The organism is Pseudomonas sp. S10E 269, from assembly GCF_002798465.1.
Classification (GTDB): domain Bacteria; phylum Pseudomonadota; class Gammaproteobacteria; order Pseudomonadales; family Pseudomonadaceae; genus Aquipseudomonas; species Aquipseudomonas pergaminensis.
On sequence record NZ_PHIJ01000001.1, the window covers coordinates 4451638 to 4473467 of the forward strand.

At 62.3% G+C, this 21830-nt stretch carries 17 protein-coding genes and 1 tRNA gene; 14 read left to right on the top strand and 4 right to left on the bottom strand.

Features of this window, described 5'->3' with window-relative positions; genetic code table 11:
- Nucleotides 1-3: 3 nt before the first annotated feature.
- From rplT to CWC48_RS20835, 6 genes are all read left to right on the top strand, one after another.
- Entirely contained in the window at nucleotides 4-360 is a 357-nt protein-coding gene (gene rplT, locus CWC48_RS20810; RefSeq protein WP_002553161.1) for a 50S ribosomal protein L20, read from the top strand.
- Nucleotides 361-468: 108 nt separating this feature from the next.
- A complete protein-coding gene (gene pheS, locus CWC48_RS20815) occupies nucleotides 469-1485 on the top strand; it encodes a phenylalanine--tRNA ligase subunit alpha (RefSeq protein ID WP_100490198.1) in 1017 nt (338 codons plus the stop codon).
- A 26-nt stretch (nucleotides 1486-1511) separates the two neighbouring features.
- Entirely contained in the window at nucleotides 1512-3890 is a 2379-nt protein-coding gene (gene pheT / locus CWC48_RS20820; RefSeq protein ID WP_100490199.1) for a phenylalanine--tRNA ligase subunit beta, read from the top strand.
- 3 nt (nucleotides 3891-3893) lie between these two features.
- Nucleotides 3894-4196 carry an integration host factor subunit alpha gene (gene ihfA / locus CWC48_RS20825; RefSeq protein ID WP_002553164.1) on the top strand — a complete coding sequence of 101 codons (303 nt, stop codon included), beginning with the start codon at nucleotides 3894-3896 and terminating at the stop codon, nucleotides 4194-4196.
- Nucleotides 4177-4533: a MerR family transcriptional regulator gene (locus CWC48_RS20830; RefSeq protein WP_003174972.1), complete on the top strand. Its 357-nt coding sequence runs from the start codon at nucleotides 4177-4179 to the stop codon at nucleotides 4531-4533. The genes ihfA and CWC48_RS20830 overlap by 20 nt, the downstream gene beginning before the upstream one ends.
- Before the next feature lie 90 nt (nucleotides 4534-4623).
- Nucleotides 4624-4700: transfer RNA gene (locus CWC48_RS20835), tRNA-Pro, on the top strand.
- Between the two features lie 66 nt (nucleotides 4701-4766).
- Here the strand turns inward: CWC48_RS20835 and CWC48_RS20840 are convergent.
- A complete protein-coding gene (locus tag CWC48_RS20840; RefSeq protein WP_100490200.1) occupies nucleotides 4767-5618 on the bottom strand; it encodes a lipopolysaccharide biosynthesis protein in 852 nt (283 codons plus the stop codon).
- 218 nt (nucleotides 5619-5836) lie between these two features.
- Here CWC48_RS20840 and CWC48_RS20845 point away from each other — a divergent pair, with 218 nt between their 5' ends.
- The 5 genes from CWC48_RS20845 (at nucleotide 5837) to fecE (ending at nucleotide 12188) form a co-directional block, all read left to right on the top strand.
- Nucleotides 5837-8242 (top strand): TonB-dependent receptor, encoded by a 2406-nt coding sequence (locus CWC48_RS20845; RefSeq protein WP_100490201.1) that lies wholly within the window; start codon nucleotides 5837-5839, stop codon nucleotides 8240-8242.
- 284 nt (nucleotides 8243-8526) lie between these two features.
- Nucleotides 8527-9441, top strand: coding sequence for a Fe(3+) dicitrate ABC transporter substrate-binding protein (locus tag CWC48_RS20850; protein WP_371857076.1), 915 nt, complete (start codon nucleotides 8527-8529; stop codon nucleotides 9439-9441).
- A gap of 2 nt (nucleotides 9442-9443) precedes the next feature.
- Nucleotides 9444-10433, top strand: a complete 990-nt coding sequence (fecC, locus tag CWC48_RS20855) for an iron-dicitrate ABC transporter permease FecC (protein WP_078049385.1) — start codon at nucleotides 9444-9446, stop codon at nucleotides 10431-10433.
- Nucleotides 10430-11398 carry an iron chelate uptake ABC transporter family permease subunit gene (locus tag CWC48_RS20860; RefSeq protein WP_078049384.1) on the top strand — a complete coding sequence of 323 codons (969 nt, stop codon included), beginning with the start codon at nucleotides 10430-10432 and terminating at the stop codon, nucleotides 11396-11398. The genes fecC and CWC48_RS20860 overlap by 4 nt, the downstream gene beginning before the upstream one ends.
- A gap of 4 nt (nucleotides 11399-11402) precedes the next feature.
- On the top strand, nucleotides 11403-12188 hold the full coding sequence (gene fecE / locus CWC48_RS20865) for a Fe(3+) dicitrate ABC transporter ATP-binding protein FecE (RefSeq protein ID WP_078049383.1): 786 nt from the start codon (nucleotides 11403-11405) through the stop codon (nucleotides 12186-12188).
- A gap of 839 nt (nucleotides 12189-13027) precedes the next feature.
- Here the strand turns inward: fecE and CWC48_RS20870 are convergent.
- From CWC48_RS20870 to CWC48_RS20880, 3 genes are read right to left on the bottom strand one after another with little or no spacing between them, the layout of a single operon-like run.
- Nucleotides 13028-13948: a sulfonate ABC transporter substrate-binding protein gene (locus CWC48_RS20870; RefSeq protein WP_100490203.1), complete on the bottom strand. Its 921-nt coding sequence runs from the start codon at nucleotides 13946-13948 to the stop codon at nucleotides 13028-13030.
- On the bottom strand, nucleotides 13945-15276 hold the full coding sequence (locus tag CWC48_RS20875; RefSeq protein WP_100490205.1) for an LLM class flavin-dependent oxidoreductase: 1332 nt from the start codon (nucleotides 15274-15276) through the stop codon (nucleotides 13945-13947). Before CWC48_RS20875 ends, CWC48_RS20870 begins: the two co-directional genes overlap by 4 nt.
- Nucleotides 15277-15278: 2 nt before the next feature.
- Entirely contained in the window at nucleotides 15279-17462 is a 2184-nt protein-coding gene (locus tag CWC48_RS20880) for a TonB-dependent receptor (RefSeq protein ID WP_100490206.1), read from the bottom strand.
- 208 nt (nucleotides 17463-17670) lie between these two features.
- Here CWC48_RS20880 and CWC48_RS20885 point away from each other — a divergent pair, with 208 nt between their 5' ends.
- The 3 genes from CWC48_RS20885 (at nucleotide 17671) to gspF (ending at nucleotide 21818) form a co-directional block, all read left to right on the top strand.
- On the top strand, nucleotides 17671-18711 hold the full coding sequence (locus tag CWC48_RS20885) for a LacI family DNA-binding transcriptional regulator (protein ID WP_100490207.1): 1041 nt from the start codon (nucleotides 17671-17673) through the stop codon (nucleotides 18709-18711).
- Between the two features lie 252 nt (nucleotides 18712-18963).
- Nucleotides 18964-20625, top strand: coding sequence for a type II secretion system ATPase GspE (gene gspE / locus CWC48_RS20890; protein WP_100492433.1), 1662 nt, complete (start codon nucleotides 18964-18966; stop codon nucleotides 20623-20625).
- Nucleotides 20622-21818, top strand: a complete 1197-nt coding sequence (gene gspF / locus CWC48_RS20895; protein WP_100490208.1) for a type II secretion system inner membrane protein GspF — start codon at nucleotides 20622-20624, stop codon at nucleotides 21816-21818. The genes gspE and gspF overlap by 4 nt, the downstream gene beginning before the upstream one ends.
- Nucleotides 21819-21830: the final 12 nt, after the last annotated feature.

Below are 21830 nucleotides of genomic sequence, written 5' to 3' on the forward strand. Positions count from 1 at the left end.
CTCATGGCTCGTGTAAAGCGTGGCGTCATTGCCCGTAAACGTCACAAAAAAATTCTGAAACTTGCTAAAGGCTACTACGGCGCGCGTTCACGCGTATTCCGTGTTGCCAAGCAAGCGGTAATCAAGGCAGGCCAATACGCCTACCGTGACCGTCGTCAGAAAAAACGTCAGTTCCGCGCTCTGTGGATCGCTCGTATCAACGCTGGTGCACGTGTTAACGGTCTGTCCTACAGCCGTTTCATCGCTGGCCTGAAAAAAGCGTCCATCGAGATCGACCGTAAGGTTCTGGCTGATCTGGCAGTGAACGAAAAAGCGGCGTTTGCTGCGATTGTCGAGAAAGCTAAAGCCACCTTGGCTTAAGTACCCCCGACAGTCACCCTGGGTTACGCTGTAGCCCAAGGTGTTAAACGTCATAAATAGGGGAAGAGCCTTCAAGCTCTTCCCCTATTTTGTATCTGGAGTCTGTACATGGAAAACCTGGACGCGCTCGTCGCTCAAGCCCTTGAGGCTGTGCAAAGCGCTGAAGATGTAAATGCCCTGGAGCATATCCGGGTTCACTACCTTGGCAAAAAAGGTGAATTGACTCAGGTGATGAAGACCCTGGGGAATTTGCCGGCTGAAGAGCGTCCGCAAGTCGGTGCGCTGATCAACGTCGCCAAGGAGCGTGTTACAGAGGTGCTCAATGCGCGCAAGGCGTCGCTCGAGGAGGCCGATCTTGCGGCCAAACTCGCCGCTGAGTCCATTGACGTCACCTTGCCTGGCCGTGGCCAGGCCTCGGGCGGTCTGCATCCGATCACCCGGACTCTGGAACGTATCGAGCAGTTCTTCACCCACATCGGCTACGGCATCGCCGAAGGCCCTGAGGTCGAAGACGACTACCACAACTTCGAGGCGCTCAACATCCCAGGCCATCACCCGGCCCGGTCGATGCACGACACCTTCTATTTCAACGCGAACATGCTGCTGCGCACCCATACCTCGCCGGTACAGGTCCGCACCATGGAAGCGAACAAGCCGCCGATCCGCATCGTCTGCCCGGGCCGTGTGTACCGTAGCGACTCCGATATTACCCACTCGCCGATGTTCCACCAGGTCGAAGGCCTGCTGGTTGATCGCGACATCAACTTCGCCGACCTCAAGGGCACCATCGAAGAATTCCTGCGGGTGTTCTTCGAGAAGGAACTGGCGGTGCGTTTCCGTCCATCGTTCTTCCCGTTCACCGAGCCATCCGCTGAAGTCGACATGGAATGCGTGATGTGCAGCGGTAAAGGCTGCCGCGTCTGCAAACAGACCGGCTGGCTGGAAGTGATGGGCTGCGGCATGGTTCACCCTAACGTGCTGCGCATGTCCGGCATCGATCCGGAAGAGTTCTCGGGCTTTGCCTTCGGCATGGGCGTTGAGCGTCTGGCCATGCTGCGTTACGGCGTGAACGACTTGCGTCTGTTCTTCGACAACGACTTGCGGTTTCTCGCGCAATTTCGCTAGTCGTAACGAATCTTTAGGAGAGCAGGATGAAATTCAGTGAACAATGGCTGCGTGGCTGGGTAAGCCCGCAGGTAGATCGCGACGCGCTGGTTGCGCGTCTGTCGATGGCCGGTCTTGAGGTCGATAGCGTTACCCCGGCCGCCGGTGTATTCAGTGGCGTGGTGGTGGGCGAGGTGCTGAGCACCGAGCAGCACCCCGATGCCGACAAGTTGCGTGTTTGCCAGGTCAGCAATGGCACGGAAACCTTCCAGGTCGTGTGCGGAGCGCCCAATGTGCGCCCGGGCCTGAAGATCCCATTCGCCATGATCGGTGCCGAGCTGCCGGGCGACTTCAAAATCAAGAAGGCCAAGCTGCGTGGCGTTGAGTCCAACGGCATGCTGTGCTCCCAGGCGGAGCTGCAGGTCGGCGAGGGCAATGATGGCCTGATGGAGCTGCCGGCCGACGCGCCAGTGGGCCAGGACATCCGCGTTTACCTTGAACTGGAAGACGCCAGCATCGAGGTCGACCTGACCCCGAACCGCGGCGACTGCCTGTCCCTGGCTGGCCTGGCGCGTGAAGTGGGCGCGCTGTACAACGCCCCGGTCACCCGTCCAGTGGTTGCCGCCGTGCCAGCTGTTCACGACGAAGTACGCCCGATTGACGTGCTGGCGCCAAACGCCTGCCCGCGTTACCTGGGCCGTGTGATCCGCAACGTCGACCTGTCCAAGCCAACCCCCCTGTGGATGGTTGAACGCCTGCGCCGCGCCGACGTACGCAGCATCGACGCTGCCGTCGACATCACCAACTACGTGATGCTGGAACTGGGTCAGCCGCTGCACGCGTTCGACCTTGCCGAAATCAACGGCGGCATCCGCGTACGCATGGCCGAAGAAGGCGAGAAACTGGTGTTGCTTGATGGTCAGGAAGTCAGCCTGCGTGCCGACACCCTGGTCATCGCCGACCACTCCCGCGCCCTGGCGATTGCCGGCGTAATGGGTGGCGAGCACAGCGGTGTGTCCGAGACCACCCGTGACCTGTTCCTTGAAAGTGCATTCTTCGACCAGATCGCCATCGCCGGCAAAGCCCGTTCCTATGGCCTGCACACCGACGCATCGCACCGCTATGAGCGCGGCGTGGACTGGAAGCTGGCGCGTGAAGCCATGGAGCGCGCCACTGGCCTGCTGCTGGAAATCACCGGTGGCGAAGCGGGTCCGATCACCGAAACCGTCAACGAGCAGTACCTGCCGTCGGTTGCGCCGATCACCCTGCGCGCCAAAAGTGTCGAGCAGATGCTCGGCCTGGTGATCGAGCCGGCTGAAATCGAACAACTGTTGTCCGCCCTCGGCCTGGGTATTTCCGCTGGCGGGGAAGGGCAGTGGACCGTTGAAGTGCCAAGCCACCGCTTCGATATCAGCCTGGAAGTTGACCTGATCGAAGAACTGGCTCGTCTCTATGGTTACAACCGTCTGCCGGTTCGTTACCCGCAAGCGCGTCTGGCGCCGCAACCCAAGGCTGAGGCGCGTGCGCACTTGCCTGAACTGCGTCGCCTGTTGGTTGCCCGTGGCTACCAGGAAGCGGTGACCTACAGCTTCATCGATCCCAAGCAGTTCGAGCTGTTCAACCCAGGCGTCGAACCGCTGCTGTTGGCCAACCCGATCTCCAACGACATGGCGGCCATGCGTTCGTCACTGTGGCCTGGCCTGGTGAAAGCGCTTTCCCACAACCTGAACCGCCAACAAGACCGCGTGCGCATGTTCGAGAGCGGCCTGCGTTTCGTCGGCCAACTCGACGGCCTGAAGCAAGAGCCAATGCTGGCTGGTGTGGTGTGCGGCAGCCGCCTGCCGGAAGGCTGGGCGCAGGGCCGCGATGCCGTGGACTTCTTCGACGTCAAGGCTGACGTGGAAGCTGTGCTGGGCTTTGCCGGTGCGCTGGACGCCTTCACTTTCGTCGCGGGCAGCCACCCGGCGTTGCACCCGGGCCAGACGGCACGCATCGAGCGCGAGGGCCGTTTGGTGGGCTTCGTCGGTGCCATTCACCCTGAATTGTCGAAAACCCTCGGTCTCGACCGTGCGGTGTTCGTGTTCGAACTGGTCCTGGCTGAAGTCGCTTCGGGCAAAATGCCTAAATTCAGCGAACTGTCACGCTTCCCTGAAGTGCGTCGTGACCTGGCGTTGATTGCCGACCGCGAAGTGGCCGCCACTGCTGTTCTGAATGTAATCCGTGAAAATGCAGGGGAATGGCTGACAGACCTCAGGCTATTTGACGTCTATCAGGGTAAAGGTATTGATCCGCATAGAAAAAGCCTTGCAGTTGGCTTGACCTGGCAGCATCCATCGCGCACTCTTAATGACGATGAGGTGAATACCACGACACAAAATATCCTCACCTCGCTCGAACAAAGGTTGAACGCCACGTTAAGGAAGTGACGTATGGGGGCTTTGACGAAAGCTGAGATGGCGGAACGTCTGTACGAAGAGTTGGGTCTGAACAAGCGCGAGGCCAAGGAATTGGTCGAGCTGTTTTTTGAAGAGATCAGACACGCTCTGGAAGACAACGAACAGGTCAAATTGTCCGGTTTCGGCAATTTTGACCTGCGGGACAAACGCCAGCGGCCTGGCCGCAATCCAAAAACGGGAGAAGAAATCCCGATCACGGCTCGCCGTGTGGTCACCTTTCGTCCAGGGCAGAAGTTGAAGGCCCGAGTTGAGGCTTATGCTGGAACCAAGTCATAACGACGAGCTACCCGTCATCCCAGGCAAACGCTACTTCACCATTGGTGAAGTCAGCGAGCTCTGTGCGGTAAAACCGCACGTGCTGCGCTATTGGGAGCAGGAGTTTCCTCAACTCAACCCCGTCAAACGCACTGGGAACCGTCGGTATTATCAGCGCCAGGATGTGCTGATGATCCGACAGATCCGCGCGTTGCTGTACGACCAGGGGTTCACCATCAGCGGCGCGCGTCAGCGCATGTCCGGTGATGAAGCCAAAGACGACACCACCCAATACAAGCAACTGATCCGCCAGATGATCTCCGAACTCGAAGATGTGCTGGTGGTGTTGAAAAAGTAATTCCGGCTTTTAAAATACTTCCACATTTCAAAAGCTTGCGGTATATTCCGGATCGCTTCGTCAAGAAGCGAACCCAGTAACACGCCTAGTCGGGGCGTAGCGCAGTCCGGTAGCGCACTAGCATGGGGTGCTAGGGGTCGAGTGTTCGAATCACTCCGTCCCGACCATTATTCCGAAAGGGGACCAATTACCTAGGTAGTTGGTCCCCTTTCTCGTTTCTGGCGTTCACCACCCTAAGTGAGCATGGCCTCAACGTCCGCGAGGGTGACATGCGGGACGACACTGTCCGGGATTTTTGAGGTGTCAGACAGGTTGTAGACCATGAAGTCGTTGCCCATGACCTTTGCGGACATCAGCTCAAACGACGGCAATATGCGTGTGAAGTAATGTTGATCGAGGCCGCAGGGAGAGTTTGTGCTGTCGCGGTTTTCGTAGAACCTGCCGGCGTTCTGGTCCAGATCAACGCCCACCAGGAAGACCTGAGTGAATCCAACGTGATACGCCAGCTGTAGGGCCAGGTAGGCCACGGTTCGGGCGTCGAAGAAGCCCTCGCTCATGTCTTTGCTAAACCCCAGCGGTCTTTCACGACTCGGCAGCAGGGGGTGGTTGACGACCAAGGCGCTGTGTTTGCCCAGCACCGACTCCAGCCAGGAGGGTCTCTTGGCTTTGGTTAACGGGTATAGCCGCCCGGTCGGGCGAGCCTGTGAAGACCGTGCTTGATCCTCCCAGAGCGCGACTCGTTGGCTGACAGCCATGGCGTGTTTGAATAACGCCGGTTGCTGCTCGGAAAAGCTTCTGTCCGTACAGGCGTAGAAATACGGCTTAACGTCAGTGTCCAAGAACATCGAGATAGCGCCGTTCATCGTGATCATTGGCACGTGCGCGAATTTCTCGACGGGGAACGACTGTGCGGACAAGCCTGAGGCGACGATAAACACTGCGCCGGATTCGGTGTTCCGGCAGGACTCAAACGCGTGCAGGTCCAGTTCGCCTTTGTTCGAAACCCGTGGTCCTGAACGGCGTGCCTGCGAAGCCTGCCGGGTATGACCAGCAGGCTCGGTGCCCATCAAGGATATCTGTTTCATCCGACCCAGCCGTGCAGTTAAAAGGAAAGTGCGTACATCACCCGACCTTGTGGGGCGTCGCAGAGTTCCTTCTTAAAGCAATGTTCATGAACCTGCCGGCTGGCTGGGATCCTGAGTCTGCGTACTGAAGCTTTTAAAAAAATGTCGGCGGCAGCTGTCCCCTTTTTTCACTTCGCCTGTCATTCCAGGTAAGTGAACATCATCGAGAGCTTCCTCCAATGCCCGCAGTCCGACCCTTGCGCTTGCGCCCGTTGCTGAAACTGAGCCTGATGCTGAGCCTCAGCGCCAGCCCGTTATTCGCCACTGTCAGCTACGGCGAAGATACCGCTACCCGCCGCAGCTACCAGGTACCGGCCGGCAGCCTGAGTGCGGCGTTGACGCGTTTTGCCGGGCTGTCGGGGGTCAACCTGTCGGTGGACCCGGCGCTGGTCAGTGGTCGAACCAGCAGCGGGTTGTCTGGCGAATATGGGGTAGAGGAGGGCTTTGCCCGCTTGCTGCAGGGCTCCGGCCTGCAATTGCAGCCAATGGGTGAGCAGGGCTACAGGCTGATACCGGCGCCGGAGGGCAGCAGCCTGGAATTGGCGCCCACCTCGATCCTCGGCACCACCGGCCTGTATGACGGCGACACCTATGCCGGCGGCCAGGTTGCACGCCGCACGGCCCAGGGCATGCTGGGCACGCGGGACTTCATGGAGACCCCGTTCAGCATCACCACCTACACCGCCGATGCGGTGAAGAACCAACAGGCGCGCACCCTGGGCGACTTGATCGCCAGCGACCCTTCGGTGCGCGCCACCAACCCGGCCGGCGGGCGTTACGAGCAGTTCACCATTCGCGGGTTCAGCCTGTTCAACAGTGACGTGGCCTACAACGGCCTGTACGGCGTGCTGCCGACCTACACCATCGACATGGAAATGGCCGACCGCGTCGACATCCTCAAAGGCCCGAGCCAGTTGATCAACGGCATCTCTCCGCGCGGCAGCGTGGGCGGTGGGATCAACGTGGTGCCCAAGCGCGCCACCGACAAGGACATCAACTCGTTTACCGGCAACTGGGCCTCCGACAGCCAGGCGGGCGGCGCGGTCGACATCGGCCGACGCTTTGGCGAGGACAACCAGTTCGGCATTCGTTTCAACGGCGTGAAGCAGTCCGGCGATACCGAGTGGGACCACCAGAGCGTTGATCGCGAAATGGCCGTGCTGGGCCTGGATTTTCGCGGCGAGCGTCTGCGTCTTTCCACCGATATCGGCCACACCGAGCGCGACACCGATGCACCGCAGGAGCGTGTGCAAGTTGCGGCGGCGGCCCCGGTGCCGAGTGCCAACGACGTGCGTCGCAATTACGCGCAGTCCTGGAGCAAGGCCAGCACCAATGACACGTTCGGGACGTTCAACGGTGAGTACGATCTCAGCGATAACGTGATGCTCTACGGCGGTGTGGGCGCGCGTAAAAGCAACCATGATTTCCTGCGTCACGCGGTGTCCGTGACCAACGCGGCGGGTGACTTCAGCGTGCAGCCACGGGATTTTACCCGTGATGAAAACGTGCGCACCTACACGGCCGGTGTGCGCAACTGGTTCCATACCGGGCCGGTGAGCCATGAGGTCAACCTCGCCGCCAGCTACTTCGATATGGACTTCACCAACGGTGGCGCACGCTATGGGGCGGCGCCGAGCAATCTCTATAACCCGGTGCAAACGCCGACGCCGTCCACCGCTACCCGCCAGGACGCCAAGGTCTACACCGAAAACAAGTTCAGCGGCGTGGCCTTGTCCGACACCCTGGGCTTTTTTGACGACCGCCTGCTGCTCACCCTCGGTGCGCGCTGGCAGCGCGTGAAGGTGGATGACTGGAGCGACAGCATCAAAGGCAGCACCGCCTACGATGAAGAAAAGGTCTCGCCGTCGGGTGGCATTCTGTTCAAGGCCACCGATAAGCTGTCGCTGTACACCAACTACATGGAAGGCCTAAGCCAGGGCAAGATCGCGCCCTCTACCTCAAGAAACGAAGACGAAATCTTCCCGCCGTTCATCAGTCGCCAGGTGGAAGTGGGCGCCAAGTACGACGCCGGCGCATTCGCCGTGACCGCCGCCGTGTTCCGCATCAAGCAGCCGGCCTATGAAACCAACGCCACCACGCGGCTCTTTGGTCCCAACGGCAAGCGTGAAAACACCGGTGCGGAGCTGAGTGTGTTCGGCGAGCCGCTCAAAGGTTTCAGACTGCTGGGCGGGGTGATGTACATCGACAGTGAACTGACCAACACCACCAACGGTAACTTCGATGGCAACCGCGCCCCGGCAACGCCCAAGTACAACGTCAACCTCGGCGCGGAATGGGACGTGCCGGGCCTCGAAGGCCTGACGTTGACCAGCCGTGGCCTGTATTCCAGTTCGCAGTACCTGGACCAGTCCAACGTCAAGGAAATCGACGCCTGGAACCGCCTCGACGTTGGTGCGCGCTATGCGTTCAAGGTGGACGATAAACACATCACCCTGCGCGCGAATGTGGAAAACGTCGCGGATAAACGCTATTGGAGCTCGGCCGGCGCGTCGGATGACAGTGAGCCGGGGCTGACCTTGTCGACGCCGCGCACCTACCTGCTGTCGGCCACCGTCGACTTCTAACACTGGGCTTTCGGTGTGGGCCTGCTTCTGTAGTGAGTGGGCTTGCCCCGCGCCGGGTGACGAAGCCGCCCCAAAACCTGGCACCGCGTTCCACCTGAGACGATGCGGTGTTCTTGTTGGGGCTGCTGCGCAGCCGAGCGCGGGGCAAGCCTGCATCCACATCGTCGAGCGGGGTATAAATGAGAATGTTTTTTGATCACGCCGCCTCGATATGGAATAGTACCCGCCGTTTTCCCCGGCCTGTCTAGCTGGGGTGTTTTAACGCCGAGGTCCTTTTCATGCGAATGCTGCGCTCCATCCCCACCCTTGCCGCCTGCGTGTTGGCGTTGTCTTCAAGCCTGCTGAGCGCCGCCCCCATCGACCTCAACGACGGCCAGCACGCGGTGCATCTGCCGGATGCGCCCAAGCGTGTCGTGGTGCTGGAGTTTTCCTTCCTCGACAGCCTGGCCGCCGTTGACGTAACGCCGGTCGGCGCTGCCGATGATGGCGATGCCAACCGTGTACTGCCCCGTGTGCGCCAGGCCATCGGTCAGTGGACGTCCGTGGGCCTGCGCTCGCAGCCGAGCATCGAGGAAATCGCCCGGCTCAAGCCGGACCTGATCGTGGCCGACCTCAACCGCCACCAGGCCTTGTACAGCGACCTGGCGAGTATCGCGCCGACGCTGTTGCTGCCCTCGCGTGGCGAGGATTACCAGGGCAGCCTGAAATCCGCCGAGCTGATCGGCAAAGCCCTTGGCAAGAGCGCGCAGATGCAAGCACGCATCCAGCAGAACCGTGAAAACCTCAAGGCCATTGCGCAACAGATCCCCGCCGGCGCCAGTGTGTTGTTCGGGGTGGCGCGTGAGGACAGCTTCTCCGTGCACGGTCCGGACTCCTATGCCGGCAGCGTGCTTGAAGCCATCGGCCTGAAGGTTCCATCGGTGCGCGCCAACGCCGCGCCCACCGAGTTCGTCAGCCTGGAGCAACTGCTGGCCCTCGACCCTGGCTGGTTGCTGGTCGGACACTACCGTCGCCCCAGCATTGTCGACAGCTGGAGCAAGCAGCCGCTGTGGCAAGTACTCGGTGCGGTGCGCAATAAGCACGTAGCCGAAGTGGACGGCGACAGCTGGGCGCGCAACCGTGGCGTGCTGGCGTCGGAGCAGATCGCCGAAGACGCGCTGGCGATTCTCAAGGGCGGCAAAGCCGTATTGAGCCAATAACCGTGCAACGCAGTTTCGCTGCCATTGGCATCCTGCTGTTGGGCGCTGGGTTGTTCTGGTGTTCGCTGTACAGCTGGTCGCCGTTCACGCTTACCGCGACGGACGCATGGAATGGCCTGGTGCATCAGGGCAGCGTGGGCGGCAACATGGCGTATATCGTCGCTCAGTTGCGGGTGCCGCGTGCCGTGTGCGCGGCGTTGGTCGGTGCGTGCCTGGGCCTGGCCGGCGCGTTGATGCAGGGCATTACCCGCAACCGGCTGGCTTCACCCTCCTTGTTTGGTGTGACGGCGGGGGCGGCGCTGGGGTTGGCGTTGTTTTCCACTGGGTTGGTCGCGCCACCCTTCGCGGGCGGTGCGTTGTTGATGACCTGCCTGGGTGGCGCGCTGGCCTGGGTCACAGTATTCAGCCTCGGCGGCGCGTGGTCGCCGACCACCGCCCAAGGCCGCCTGGTATTGGCCGGCGTGGCCGTGGCGGCATTGTGCGCGGCCTTGACCCGGCTCACGGTGATCCTGGTCGAGGCCCAGGCGCAAAGCGTGCTCAACTGGCTGGCCGGTTCCCTGGCGAATGTCGGCGCCGCGCAAGTGCAATTGCTGTGGCCATGCACCTTGATCGGCGGCCTGTGGGCGCTTTGGTGTGCACCGCGGCTGAACCTGATCAACCTCGGTGAGGACGCCGCCCGCTCGCTGGGCGTGGGCATCGCCAGCCTGCGCCTGCAGGTGTTTATCGCCAGTTTGCTGCTGGTGGGGGCGAGCGTGTGTGCGGTGGGGCCGATCGGGTTTGTCGGGCTGATCGCACCGAATATCCTTCGCCAGTTCCTCGGCAATGACTACCGCTGGCTGATCCCGCTGAGCGCGGCATTGGGCGCTGTGATCGTACTGGGCGCCGACCTGCTCAGCCGCGCCGTGGCGTTTCCGGTGGAGACCCCGGCCGGCGTGGTCACTGCCCTGATCGGCGCACCGTTCTTCCTCTTTCTTGCCAGGCGCGCCCTATGATCCGCCCACGACTGCGCCTCTGGCTGCTGCTCGGCCTGTTGCTGCTGGCCACCCTGGTCAGCCTCAGCGCCGGTACCTTGTGGCTCACGCCGCATACTGTTTTGGAGCGCCTGCTGGCCCACGACGCCCTCGATTTCGAAGTGTGGAACCACCGCCTGCCACGTAGCCTGATCGCGATCCTGGCCGGTTGCGCCTTCGGCCTTGCCGGCGCGATTGTGCAGGGCGTGATCCGCAACCCGTTGGCCTCGCCGGAGATACTCGGTGTGACCCAGGGCGCCGGGTTGGCACTGACCGTCGCGATCATCGGCTGGCCGCACTTGCCGATTGCCTGGCTGCCGCTGGTGGCCTGCCTGGGCGGTGCCGGTGGTGCGTTGCTGCTGGCGCTGTACAACACCGGGGTGAGTTTTTCCGGGGTGCGCTTTGCGCTGTCCGGCGTGGCGATTGCGGTGACCCTGTCCAGTGTCACCGAATTCCTGATCCTGTCCCACCCGCTGGATATCAACACCGCCTTGCTCGCGCTGACCGGCAGCCTGTGGAGCCGCAACTGGCACCATGTGGCGCTGGTGCTGCCGTTCCTGGTGCTGATCCCCCTGGGCCTGTGCCTGGCCAAGCCGCTGAACCTGATCGCCCTCGGCGATGAAGCCGCCCACAGCCTCGGCACGGCCCTGGGCCGCACGCGCTGGCTGGCAATGGCGTGCGCGGTGGTGTTGACCAGCCTGGGCGTGGGCGTGATCGGGCCGATTGGTTTTATCGGCCTGGTGGCGCCGCACATGGCGCGCCGGTTGGTCGGTGGGCATCACCAATGCTTGCTGCCGGCCGCGATGCTGATTGGCGCGCTGTTGTTGGTGCTGGCCGATACGCTGGGGCGTACGTTGATCGCGCCCAGTGAAATCCCCGCCGGGGTGCTCACCGCAGTGATCGGTGCGCCGTATTTTCTTTGGTTGCTGGCACGGTTCAAGGGCTGATGACATGAGTATTCTTCAAGCACGCGAGCTGGATATCGGCTACGGCACCACGCGTATCGTACAGGGGTTGTCCTTTGCACCCCCCGCCGGAAAGGTCACCGCCCTGATCGGTCCCAATGGCTGCGGCAAATCCACCTTGCTCAAGGCCTTCGCCCGCATTCTCAAGCCGACCCAGGGTGAATTGACCCTGGATGGCCAGGCCTACGCGAGCCTGTCCGCCCGCCAATTGGCGCGGCAGATCGCGTTCTTGCCCCAGGTGTTGCCGGTGCCGGAAGGCGTCAGCGTGCGCCAGTTGGTTGCCTATGGCCGCAGCCCGCACAACTCGCTATGGGGACGCCTGAGCGGCAACGATCAATCCCATGTCACCCAGGCCATGCAACGTTTGGAACTGGACACTCTGGCCGACCGCGCCCTGGCGGACCTGTCCGGCGGCCAGCGTCAACGGGCCTGGCTGGCCATGGTGTTGGCGCAGAACGCGCCGGTGGTGCTGCTCGACGAACCTACCACTTATCTCGACATCAGCCATCAGGTCGAATTGCTCGACCTGATGGGCGAGCTGGCGGCTGAAGGCAAGACGGTGATCACCGTGCTCCACGATATCAACCAGGCCTGTCGCTACGCCGATCACTTGGCGGTGATGCACGGTGGCCAGTTGGTGGCCGATGGGGCGCCGGGGGAGGTGATCAGTGTCGGGTTGATGCGGCAGGTGTTTGAGGTGCAGGTGCGGGTGATGAGTGAGCCGGTGGCAGGTACGCCGATGTGTTTGATCGAAAAAAGCACACGGCTTTAAGCCTGGCTTGGTTGAAAGTGTAGGAGCTGGCTTGCCAGCGATGGCGGCCGAACTGCTGCCCCTCGATCCAAATGTGGGAGCTGGCTTGCCTGCGAAAGCGGCCTGCCAGCCGACCGCTCTCTAACTGCCACCCCACGACCCAAATGTGGGAGCTGGCTTGCCTGCGAAGGCGGCCTGACAGCCGACCGCTCTCTAACTGCCACCCCACGATCCAAATGTGGGAGCTGGCTTGCCTGCGAAAGCGGCCAGCCAGCCGACCGCTCTCTAACTGCCACCCCACGATCCAAATGTGGGAGCTGGCTTGCCTGCGAAAGCGGCCTGACAGCCAACCGCTCTCTAACTGCCACCCCACGATCCAAATGTGGGAGCTGGCTTGCCTGCGAAAGCGGCCTGACAGCCAACCACTCTACAACTGTTGCCCCGCGATCCAAATGTGGGAGCGGGCTTGCTCGCGAAGGCGGCCTGACAGCCGACCAGAATGTTGGATCAGACCAGGTACATATCCGTTATTTAGGTAACGGCTGCTAATGGTTCCGCCCTTACGGCGGCTCACTTTTGAACAGCGCAAAAGTAAGCAAAACGCTCTTGCCCCAACACTCGGCACCTCGCCTAGGCTCGGTGTGCCCGTAATCCGACAGGTATTTGGGGGGCCGCCGCCACGCGCCATCCATGGCGCGGGGCGGCTAAACCGGCATCCCTGCCGGTTTACCCCCCAAATCCCTGTCGAATTCCGGCCAGCGTGTTTGACGGGGCGCCTAGGATCAAGATCAAAAGCTAGATCAAGAGCGGCTCGCTTCGCATCGTGGTTAGGGGGGGTTACTCGCTGCCATCGCCGGCTCTTACAGAGCGGCAGCTTGCTTCACGTCGATAGCCTTGGGTAGCAACCGGTTTTGGTAGAACAGGTCCGCCGTCGCCTGCTGTGCCTGGATGACTTTTTCATCAATCGGCAGGATCGGTGAAGGCGGGCGGTTGTCCATGTAGCGTGCGATTACCTCGGCGGGCAGGCCCATGAATTCGGTCAGCACCTTGAGGCTGTCTTCACGCTGGCTGCGGGTGAGGGCTTCGGCCGCGCTGAGTTCATCGAGCACGTCGTGCACAAATGCTCCGTTAGTCTTCGCGTACTCACGCCGGGCGGTATACACCGGTCCTGATAAACCGAGGCCTTCGCCATTGGCCAGCACATGGCTGGGGCTCTGGCTCAGGGCCAGGGACGAGTAAGGCTCCCAGATGGCCCAGGCGTCCACGCTGCCTTGCTCGAATGCTGCGCGCGCGTCTGCGGGCGGCAGGTACACCGGTTGGATATCCTTGTAGCTCAGCCCGGCTTTGTTCAGGGCGCGCAGGATCAGGTTATGGGAACTGGAGCCCTTCTGGAACGCAACCTTCTTGCCCTTCAAATCCGCGACTGAGTGCAGCGGGCTGTCGTTGCGCACCAGGATGGTTTCTGCGCTGGGCTTGGGCGGTTCGGCGCCGATGTAGAGCAGGTCGGCCCCGGCAGCCTGGGCGAACAGGGGCGGGATGTCGCCGGTTGAGCCCACATCCAGTGCGCCCACGTTGAGCGCTTCGAGCATCTGCGGGCCGGCGGGGAATTCGATCCACTTCACGGCGGTCTGTGGGAAGCGCTTTTCCAGCAGGCCATGCTCCTTGGCGAGCACCAGGGCGATGGAGCCTTTCTGGTAGCCGATGCGCAGCGTAGCGGGGTCGGCCGCCAGAGCGGTGTGGGTGACGGCCAGCAGGGTCAGTAACAGTGCCGGAATCTTCATGCCTCCTCCTTTTTGAAGCGATGGTCGGGGCGCGCCAAACCGAGGTTCTCACGCAAGGTCGAGCCGGTGTATTCGGTTCGGAACAGGCCGCGCCGCTGCAGTTCGGGCACCACCCATTGGGCGAAATCCTCCAGCCCGCCCGGCAGGTGCGGCACCAGGATGTTGAAACCATCGGCGGCGCCACCTTCGAACCAGCGCTGTAGCTCATCGGCAATCTGTGCGGGCGTGCCGATCAGGCTGTAATGCCCGCGTCCACCGGCAATCCGCCGGCCCAGTTGGGCGAGTGTCAGTTGCTCGCGGTGGGCCAGGTCACTGAGCAATTGCTGGCGGCTGCGTTGCCCGCTGTCAGTCAACGGCAACGCCGGTAACGGCCCGTCCAACGGGTAACCAGACAAGTCGAAGTTGCCCAGCATGCGCCCCAGCAAGGCCACGCCGACTTCCGGCTCGACCAGGTCCTGAAACGCCTCGAATTTCGCCTGGGCCTCGGCTTCGGTCTGGCCCACCACCACAAACACCCCCGGCATGATTTTCAGCGAATCCGGCTCACGTCCATGCCGCCCCAGGCGCGCCTTGAGGTCGGCATAAAACCCCTGGGCATTTTCCAGCGATGTCTGCGCGGTAAACACCACCTCGGCCGTTTGCGCCGCCAGTTCACGCCCGGTTTCCGAGGAGCCGGCCTGCACGATCACCGGGTGGCCCTGGGGCGAGCGCGCCACGTTCAGCGGGCCTTTGACGCGAAAATGCTCGCCGACATGCTCCAGCGCGTGCAGCTTTGCCGGGTCGTAGTAATTGCCGCTGGCCTTGTCACGCACGAAGGCATCGTCCTCCCAACTGTCCCACAACCCCGTCACCACCTGATGAAACTCCCTGGCTCGGCTGTAGCGCTCGGCGTGGCCGAGGTGTTCATCACGACCAAAGTTCTGCGCTTCGGCTGCGGCATCCGAGGTCACCAGGTTCCAGCCCGCGCGGCCTCCAGACAGGTGATCCAGCGAGGCGAATTTGCGCGCCACGTGGTAGGGCTCGTTGTAGGTGGTGGTCGCCGTGGCGATCAGGCCGATGTGCTCGGTCACGGCGCTGAGCGCCGACAGCAGGGTCAGCGGTTCGAAATGATCCGAGCGCGCCATGTGACGGGCGATCTCACCCGTAGGCGCGGCAATGCTGTCGGCCACGAACAGCGCGTCGAACTTCGCTGCTTCGGCCACGCGTGCCAGGTGTTTGTATTGGGCGAAGTCCAGCCCGGCATTTGCCGGCACGTCCGGGTGGCGCCAGGCGGCGACGTGGTGCCCGGTGGCCATCAGAAAGGCGCCGAGCTTCAATTGACGGCTCATGCTTAGAAATCCTTGCGCAGTTGCACGCCGAAGTAACGTTCATCGTCACGGGGCACGGCGCGGTAGATGTAGTTGCCGCCACTGGCCAGCAATGGTGAGTAAGACTTGTCGGCGAGGTTCTTGGCCAGCAACGCGACGCGCCAGCCATTGCTGTAGTCGGCCAGGGCCACACTGGCGTTCCAGATGCCATAGGCGCCTTGCTGAGTGTCGACGTTCTGGCTGATGTCGTACTGCACTTCGCTCTGCCAGCTGTAGTCGGTACCCAGTTCGATGTCCAGGCCGTTATCCAGCGGGATGCTGTAGTCGGCGCGCACGTAGCTTTTCCAGTCCGGGCTGAAGGGCAGCGGTTTGCCGTTCACGTTGCACGTGGCGGCCGCACCCGCCGGGCAGGCGAATTCGTCGATGCGCGCACGGGTGTAGGCCAGGGCGCCGGAGAGCTTGAGTTGCTGGGTGGCCTGCAAGGCATAATCCAGCTCGACGCCTTCGGTGCTGACGCTGCCGGCATTGATCAGGCGGGTGACCACCTGCCCGGCGACGGTGTCGAAAAAGTTGGCCTGGTAGTTGTCGTAGTCGCTGTGGAAGACCGCCAGGTTGGTGGTCAGGCGGTTGTTCCACGCCGTGGCCTTGATCCCGGCTTCCCAGGTGTTGGAGGTTTCCGGCTTGAGCGCGTCGGTGTCGCGCGGCTGCATATTGAAGAACACGTTGTACGCCGGGCCTTTGTAGCCACGGGAGTAGGTGAGGTAACTGGTAATGCTGTCGGTCAGGTCGTATTGCACGCCCAGGCGACCGGACCAACCGTCTTCGTCCACCGAGCCCGAACTGGAGGTGGCCGGCTGGATCCCGCTGACTGTAGTGGCTGAGGTAGAGACACGGCGGTGATCGTATTTCAGGTCATCGTGGGTGTAGCGCAGCCCGGCGATGCCACGAAAGCGTGAGGTGAAGTTCAGCGTGGTCTCGCCGAATACCGCGTAGCTGTCGTTGGTGGTGCTGTAGTCGGCGATGCCACGGTCGGTGCGTGTGGTGGTCGTGAGGGTGCGTTGATAGGTCTCTTCGTCCTTGCCATGCATGTAGAACAGGCCGCCAACGTATTCCACAAATTCACCCTTGGGCGAAGCCAGGCGCAGTTCCTGGGAGTACTGGTTGAAGTCCAGCTCGCCCTTGTCGGCGGTACCGGGGAAGGCCGCCGTAACGGTGCCGAGACGGTCGCCGTCCTGGTATTGGGTGTTGTCCCAGCCGCGCCAGGCGGTGATCGACGTCAGGGTGTAGTCACCGAGGTTCCAGTCCAATTGCGCCGACAAACCCTTGTTGGTGTCTTCCACATGGCTGCGGGTATCGGTGTTGATGTCGCGGTTGTCGCTGGACGCCCGCACCGGTCTCAGCGCGTTGGCGAACGCCGGGGTCAGGGACTTGCTGACCACGCCGTTCGGCGCGTCGTCGTGGGACTGCATGTAGTCGGCGATCAGGGTCAGCTTCACATCGTCATTGGGCGTGAATTCCAGCTTGCCGCGAATGCCTTTGTGGTTGTAGCCGTTGACCTCCTGGCCATTGTGCTTGTTGTCCACGTTGCCGTCATAGCTGCCAAACAGCGTGCTGATCGACCCCTTGAGCACCTCCGGCACCAGGCTGCCGCCGATGCCGAAGCGCGTGCGGCTTTCGTTGCCGCTGTAGAAGGACTGGTCGACATAGCCGTGGGTCTCGGCGGTGGGCGCCTTGCTGGTGATATTCAGCACGCCGGCCGACGCGTTTTTGCCGAACAAAGTGCCCTGCGGGCCGCGCAGTACTTCGATGCGTTCCAGGTCCAGCAGGTCGAGGGTTGCCTGCCCGGGGCGGGAGTAGACCACGCCGTCGATCACCGTGGCAACCGTGGGCTCGACGCCGGGGGAGGTGGAAATGGTGCCCACGCCGCGCACGAACAACGAGGTGTCTTTGTTGGAGGCCCCGGTGCGGAAGTTCAGCGACGGCACTTGTTGAGCGATACTCGCCACGCCGTTGCGGTTGTCGCGTTCCAACTGCTCGCCATCCAGCACGGAAACCGCCACCGGCACTTTTTGCAGCGATTCTTCGCGGCGGGTCGCGGTAACGGTCACCGCTTTGAGGGTGGCTTGCGGCTCGTCGGCAGCAAAGGTCGTGGCCACGGGAAGGGCGGTCAAACCGGCAAGGAGTAATAAGTGCGCGTGTGTGTGCATGCTGTGTCCGCTCAAAAGAATGCCCTGAACCGCTGCGGTTCTTGCGACCGCCAGCGCCTGTGAAAATGTCTTGGGCATTCGCTCGAGCGAGTAGCAGACAGCGCGCTTTGTTAGCGCTAACATCGGCATTATTGGTAGGTCTGGTTTAGAACGTCAAATACTGAAAAATTAGTCCTATATTCTTTTTGGTTTTTAACAGGATCATCCCGTGAGTGAAGACAAACCGCGCAAGCGCCGTGGCGCCGGGCGCGTCACCCTGGACACCGTGGCCCGCCAGGCCGGGGTGTCGGCCATTACCGTGTCGCGCTACTTCAACCAGCCGGAGCAGGTATCGCCGGAGCGGCGTGAACGGATTGCCGAGGTGGTGGCCGAGCTGGGTTACGTGCCTAACCTGGTGGCTGGCGGGCTGGCCTCGGCGCGCGGGCGCATCGTGGCGATGGTGATCCCAAACATCTCGGGGCCGATCTTTGCCAACACCATCCAGGGCTTCAGCGACACCCTCAGTCGGCACGGGTACCAGCTGTTGTTGGCGTCGAGTTATTTCAGCGCCGAGCAAGAAGAAAGCGCGGTGCGCGCATTCCTCGGTTGGTCGCCGGCGGCGCTGGTGCTGACCAGTCGTTTCCACAGCGTCGGCACCGAGAAGATGATCGCCGACGCGGATATACCGGTGGTGGAAACCTGGGACTACGTGCCCGAGCGTGCGCCGTTGCAGATCGGTTTTTCCCACTACGACGTGGGCGTCACCGCCGCGCGTTACCTGCATGGCCAGGGCTATCGGCGTATCGCTTTCGTGCAGAACAGTGCGACAGGGGACTTCAGCGCGAGGGAGCGGGGCGAAGGGTTCGCCGCCACCCTGGCCGAGTTGGGCGTGCAGCCCTGGGTCTTTGCCCCCGACGCCGACCGCGCGCCTTTCGAAGCGGGCAAACAGGCAATGCAAGTGCTGATGAGCCATGCCACGCCACCGGATGCGATCTTCTTTGCCAACGACAACCTGGCGGCCGGTGGTCTGTTGGCCGGGCAACGTGCCGGGCTGAAGATCCCGCACGACTGCGCGGTGCTGGGTTTTGGTGATTATCCGTTTGCCGAAATGCTGTTGCCGAGCCTCAGCACCATCAAACCGCCAGCGTTGGAAATTGGTGTATTGGCCGCGACGCGCGTACTTGAAAGTCTCGGCGTGCTACCCGTTGAACATGAAGTAAGCCGGTTGAATTTATTGGAGTGCCGTTTAATTGCGCGTGAAAGCGCCTAAGTGGCTAATTGCAACTAGTGAAGTGATGGCTATTAGCTGCTAAGGCTCTGTCCCGGCCTTGTTGGTCATTGTGTTTATTTTATTCCCCTATCTCAGGAACTAGCGCTATAACTTCCAGTCGATAACCCCGGCTTACTCTCGCTTGGGTTGTGGCTAACTAATGGCATCTTTCGGTAGTTCCAAATAGCCATACTTTCCCGCAACACTAGATACCTCAAAATTATGTCGTCAGCGCCTATCGATGCCTGCCAGATGCAGATCCCGCACACCGAACAGGTGTGCGCGTGGCTGATGCAGCATGCCGGGTTGAAAACCGTCGACCTGGAGCGCGCCCGCCGCCTGTCCACGGACGACCTGCTGAGCCTGCTGACGCGCCTGGGCCTGGTCTCTGAAGTCGAACTGGCCCGCGCCTGGGCAGCGTTGCTCGGGGCGCCGCTGTTGCTGGCCGACGCTGCGCCGCCGTTGCTTGATCCCTTGCCCGTCTTGACCGAACGCTTCATGCGTCACTACCAGGTAGTGCCCATGGGCTGGACCCAGGGCGGCCTGCGGGTGCTCGCCGCCAACCCGGCGCAGCTCTATCCGTTCCAGGCCCTGGCCTATGCGTGCCAAGTGCCGGTGTGGCTGGCGATCGGCCCGCGCAATGAAGTCGATACGTTGATCGAGCGCTACTACGGGCAGGGCCGCTCGGCCATGGGCACGCTGATCGAAAACCTCGATGAGCAGGGCGGCGCCCAGGAAGATATCGAACACCTCAAGGACATGGCCTCCGAGGCGCCGGTGATCCGGTTGGTCAACCTGATCCTGCAGCGCGCGGTGGAACAGCGTGCCTCGGACATCCATATCGAACCCTTCGAAAACCAGCTCAAGGTGCGCTACCGCATCGACGGTGTGCTGCATGACGCCGAAGCACCGCCCGCCAGCTCTTCGGCGGCGGTGATCTCGCGGGTGAAGATCATGGCGCGGCTGGACATCGCCGAGCGTCGGCTGCCCCAGGATGGGCGCATCATGCTGCGTATCCAGGGCAAGGAGCTGGACCTGCGGGTGTCCACGGTGCCGACCAGTTTCGGCGAGTCGGTGGTGATGCGCCTGCTCGACCGGCAAACCGTGCAGTTCGACTTTCCCAGCCTGGGCTTCGATGGCCAGCGCCTGGCCGCCTTTCTCGATTTACTGGAGCGGCCCCACGGCATCCTGCTGGTCACCGGCCCCACCGGTTCCGGCAAGACCACCACGCTCTACACCGCGCTGTCGCGGCTCAACACTGCCGAGCGCAAGATCATCACCGTGGAAGACCCGGTGGAGTACCAGCTCGAAGGTATCAACCAGATCCAGGTCAAGCCCGCCATCGGCCTGGACTTCGCCGGGGCGCTGCGCTCCATCGTGCGCCAGGACCCGGACGTGATCATGATCGGCGAGATCCGCGACCTGGAAACCTGCCGCATCGCCATCCAATCGTCCCTCACCGGCCACCTCGTGCTCTCCACCCTGCACACCAACAGCGCCGCTGCCAGTATCACGCGGTTGCTGGACATGGGCGTGGAAAGCTACCTGATCGCCTCGACCGTCAGTGGCATCCTCGCCCAGCGCCTGGTACGGCGCCTGGACCCGGCCACCCGCGTGGCCTTTGAAGCACCGCCCGAACTGATCGCCGAACATGGCCTGGATCGCCTGACCGAACAACGCCCGATCCTGCTCTACCGCGGGGACTACCAGGGCCGCAGCGCCATCACTGAACTGCTGGTAATGAACGACGAACTGCGCGGCCTGCTGATGCGCCACGCCGACGCCGCCACCCTTGAGCAGGCCGCCCGCCGTGCCGGTTTGCGCACCCTGCATGAAGAAGGGTTGCGCCAGGCGCTGGCGGGGGTGACTTCGCTGGAAGAAGTGCTGCGCGTGACCCGTGGAGAGGGCGCGTGAGTCTCTTCAAGTTCCGCGCCCTGGACAGCCAAGGGGGGCCGCAGAACGGTACCCTGGAAGCTCCGGATCAGGCCGCTGCGGTGGCGATCCTGCACAAACGCGGCCTGTTGCTGTTGCAGATTGAAGCGGCCGGCAGCCCTCTGCTGCGCACTGCACGTGGGCAAATGAAGGGCCAGGCCTTGGTGAGTTTTACCCAGCAATTGGCAACGTTGTTGGGGGCTGGCCAGCCCCTTGAACGCGCGTTGAACCTGTTGCTCAAGCAACCCGGCCCAGCCCCGGTGCGCGCGTTGATCGAACGCATCCGCGATCACGTCAAGGCGGGCAAGCCCTTATCGACAGCGCTGGAACAAGAGGGCGGCAGTTTCTCGCCGTTGTACCTGAGCATGGTGCGCGCCGGGGAGGCCGGTGGCGCGTTGGAAAACACCCTGCGCCAACTCAGCGACTACTTGGAGCGCAGTCAGCGGCTGCGCGGCGAAGTGGTCAACGCGCTGATCTACCCGGCCTTCCTGGTGGTGGGCGTGCTCGGTTCCCTGGCGCTGTTGCTGGCCTATGTAGTGCCGCAGTTCGTGCCGATCTTCCAGGACCTGGGCGTGCCGATTCCGTTGATCACCGAGGTGATCCTCGCCCTCGGAGCGTTCCTCGGCACCTATGGCTTGGCGCTGTTGGCCGGGTTGATCCTGATCGGTTGGCTATGGGCCGCCCGCCTGCGCGACCCAGCGTTTCGGGAGCAATACGACCGGCGCCTGCTGGGCATCCGGGTGATTGGCCCGTTGTTGCAACGCGTCGAAGCGGCGCGCCTGACCCGCACCCTTGGCACGCTGCTGAGCAATGGCGTGGCCTTGCTGCAGGCCTTAGTGATTGCGCGGCAAGTCTGCACCAACCGCGCGCTGCAGGCCCAAGTGGGGCATGCGGCGGAATCGGTAAAGGGCGGTGGCACCCTCGCCAGCGCATTTGGCAGCCAGCCGCTGCTGCCCGAACTGGCCCTGCAAATGATTGAAGTCGGCGAACAGGCCGGCGAACTCGACAGCATGCTGCTCAAGGTCGCCGACGTTTTCGACGTCGACGCCAAGCGCGGCATCGACCGCCTGCTCGCTGCACTGGTGCCGTCCCTGACCGTGGTCATGGCGGTGCTGGTGGCGGTGATCATGTTGGCGATCATGCTGCCGCTGATGAGCCTGACCAGCAATATATGAAGGAGCTGAACC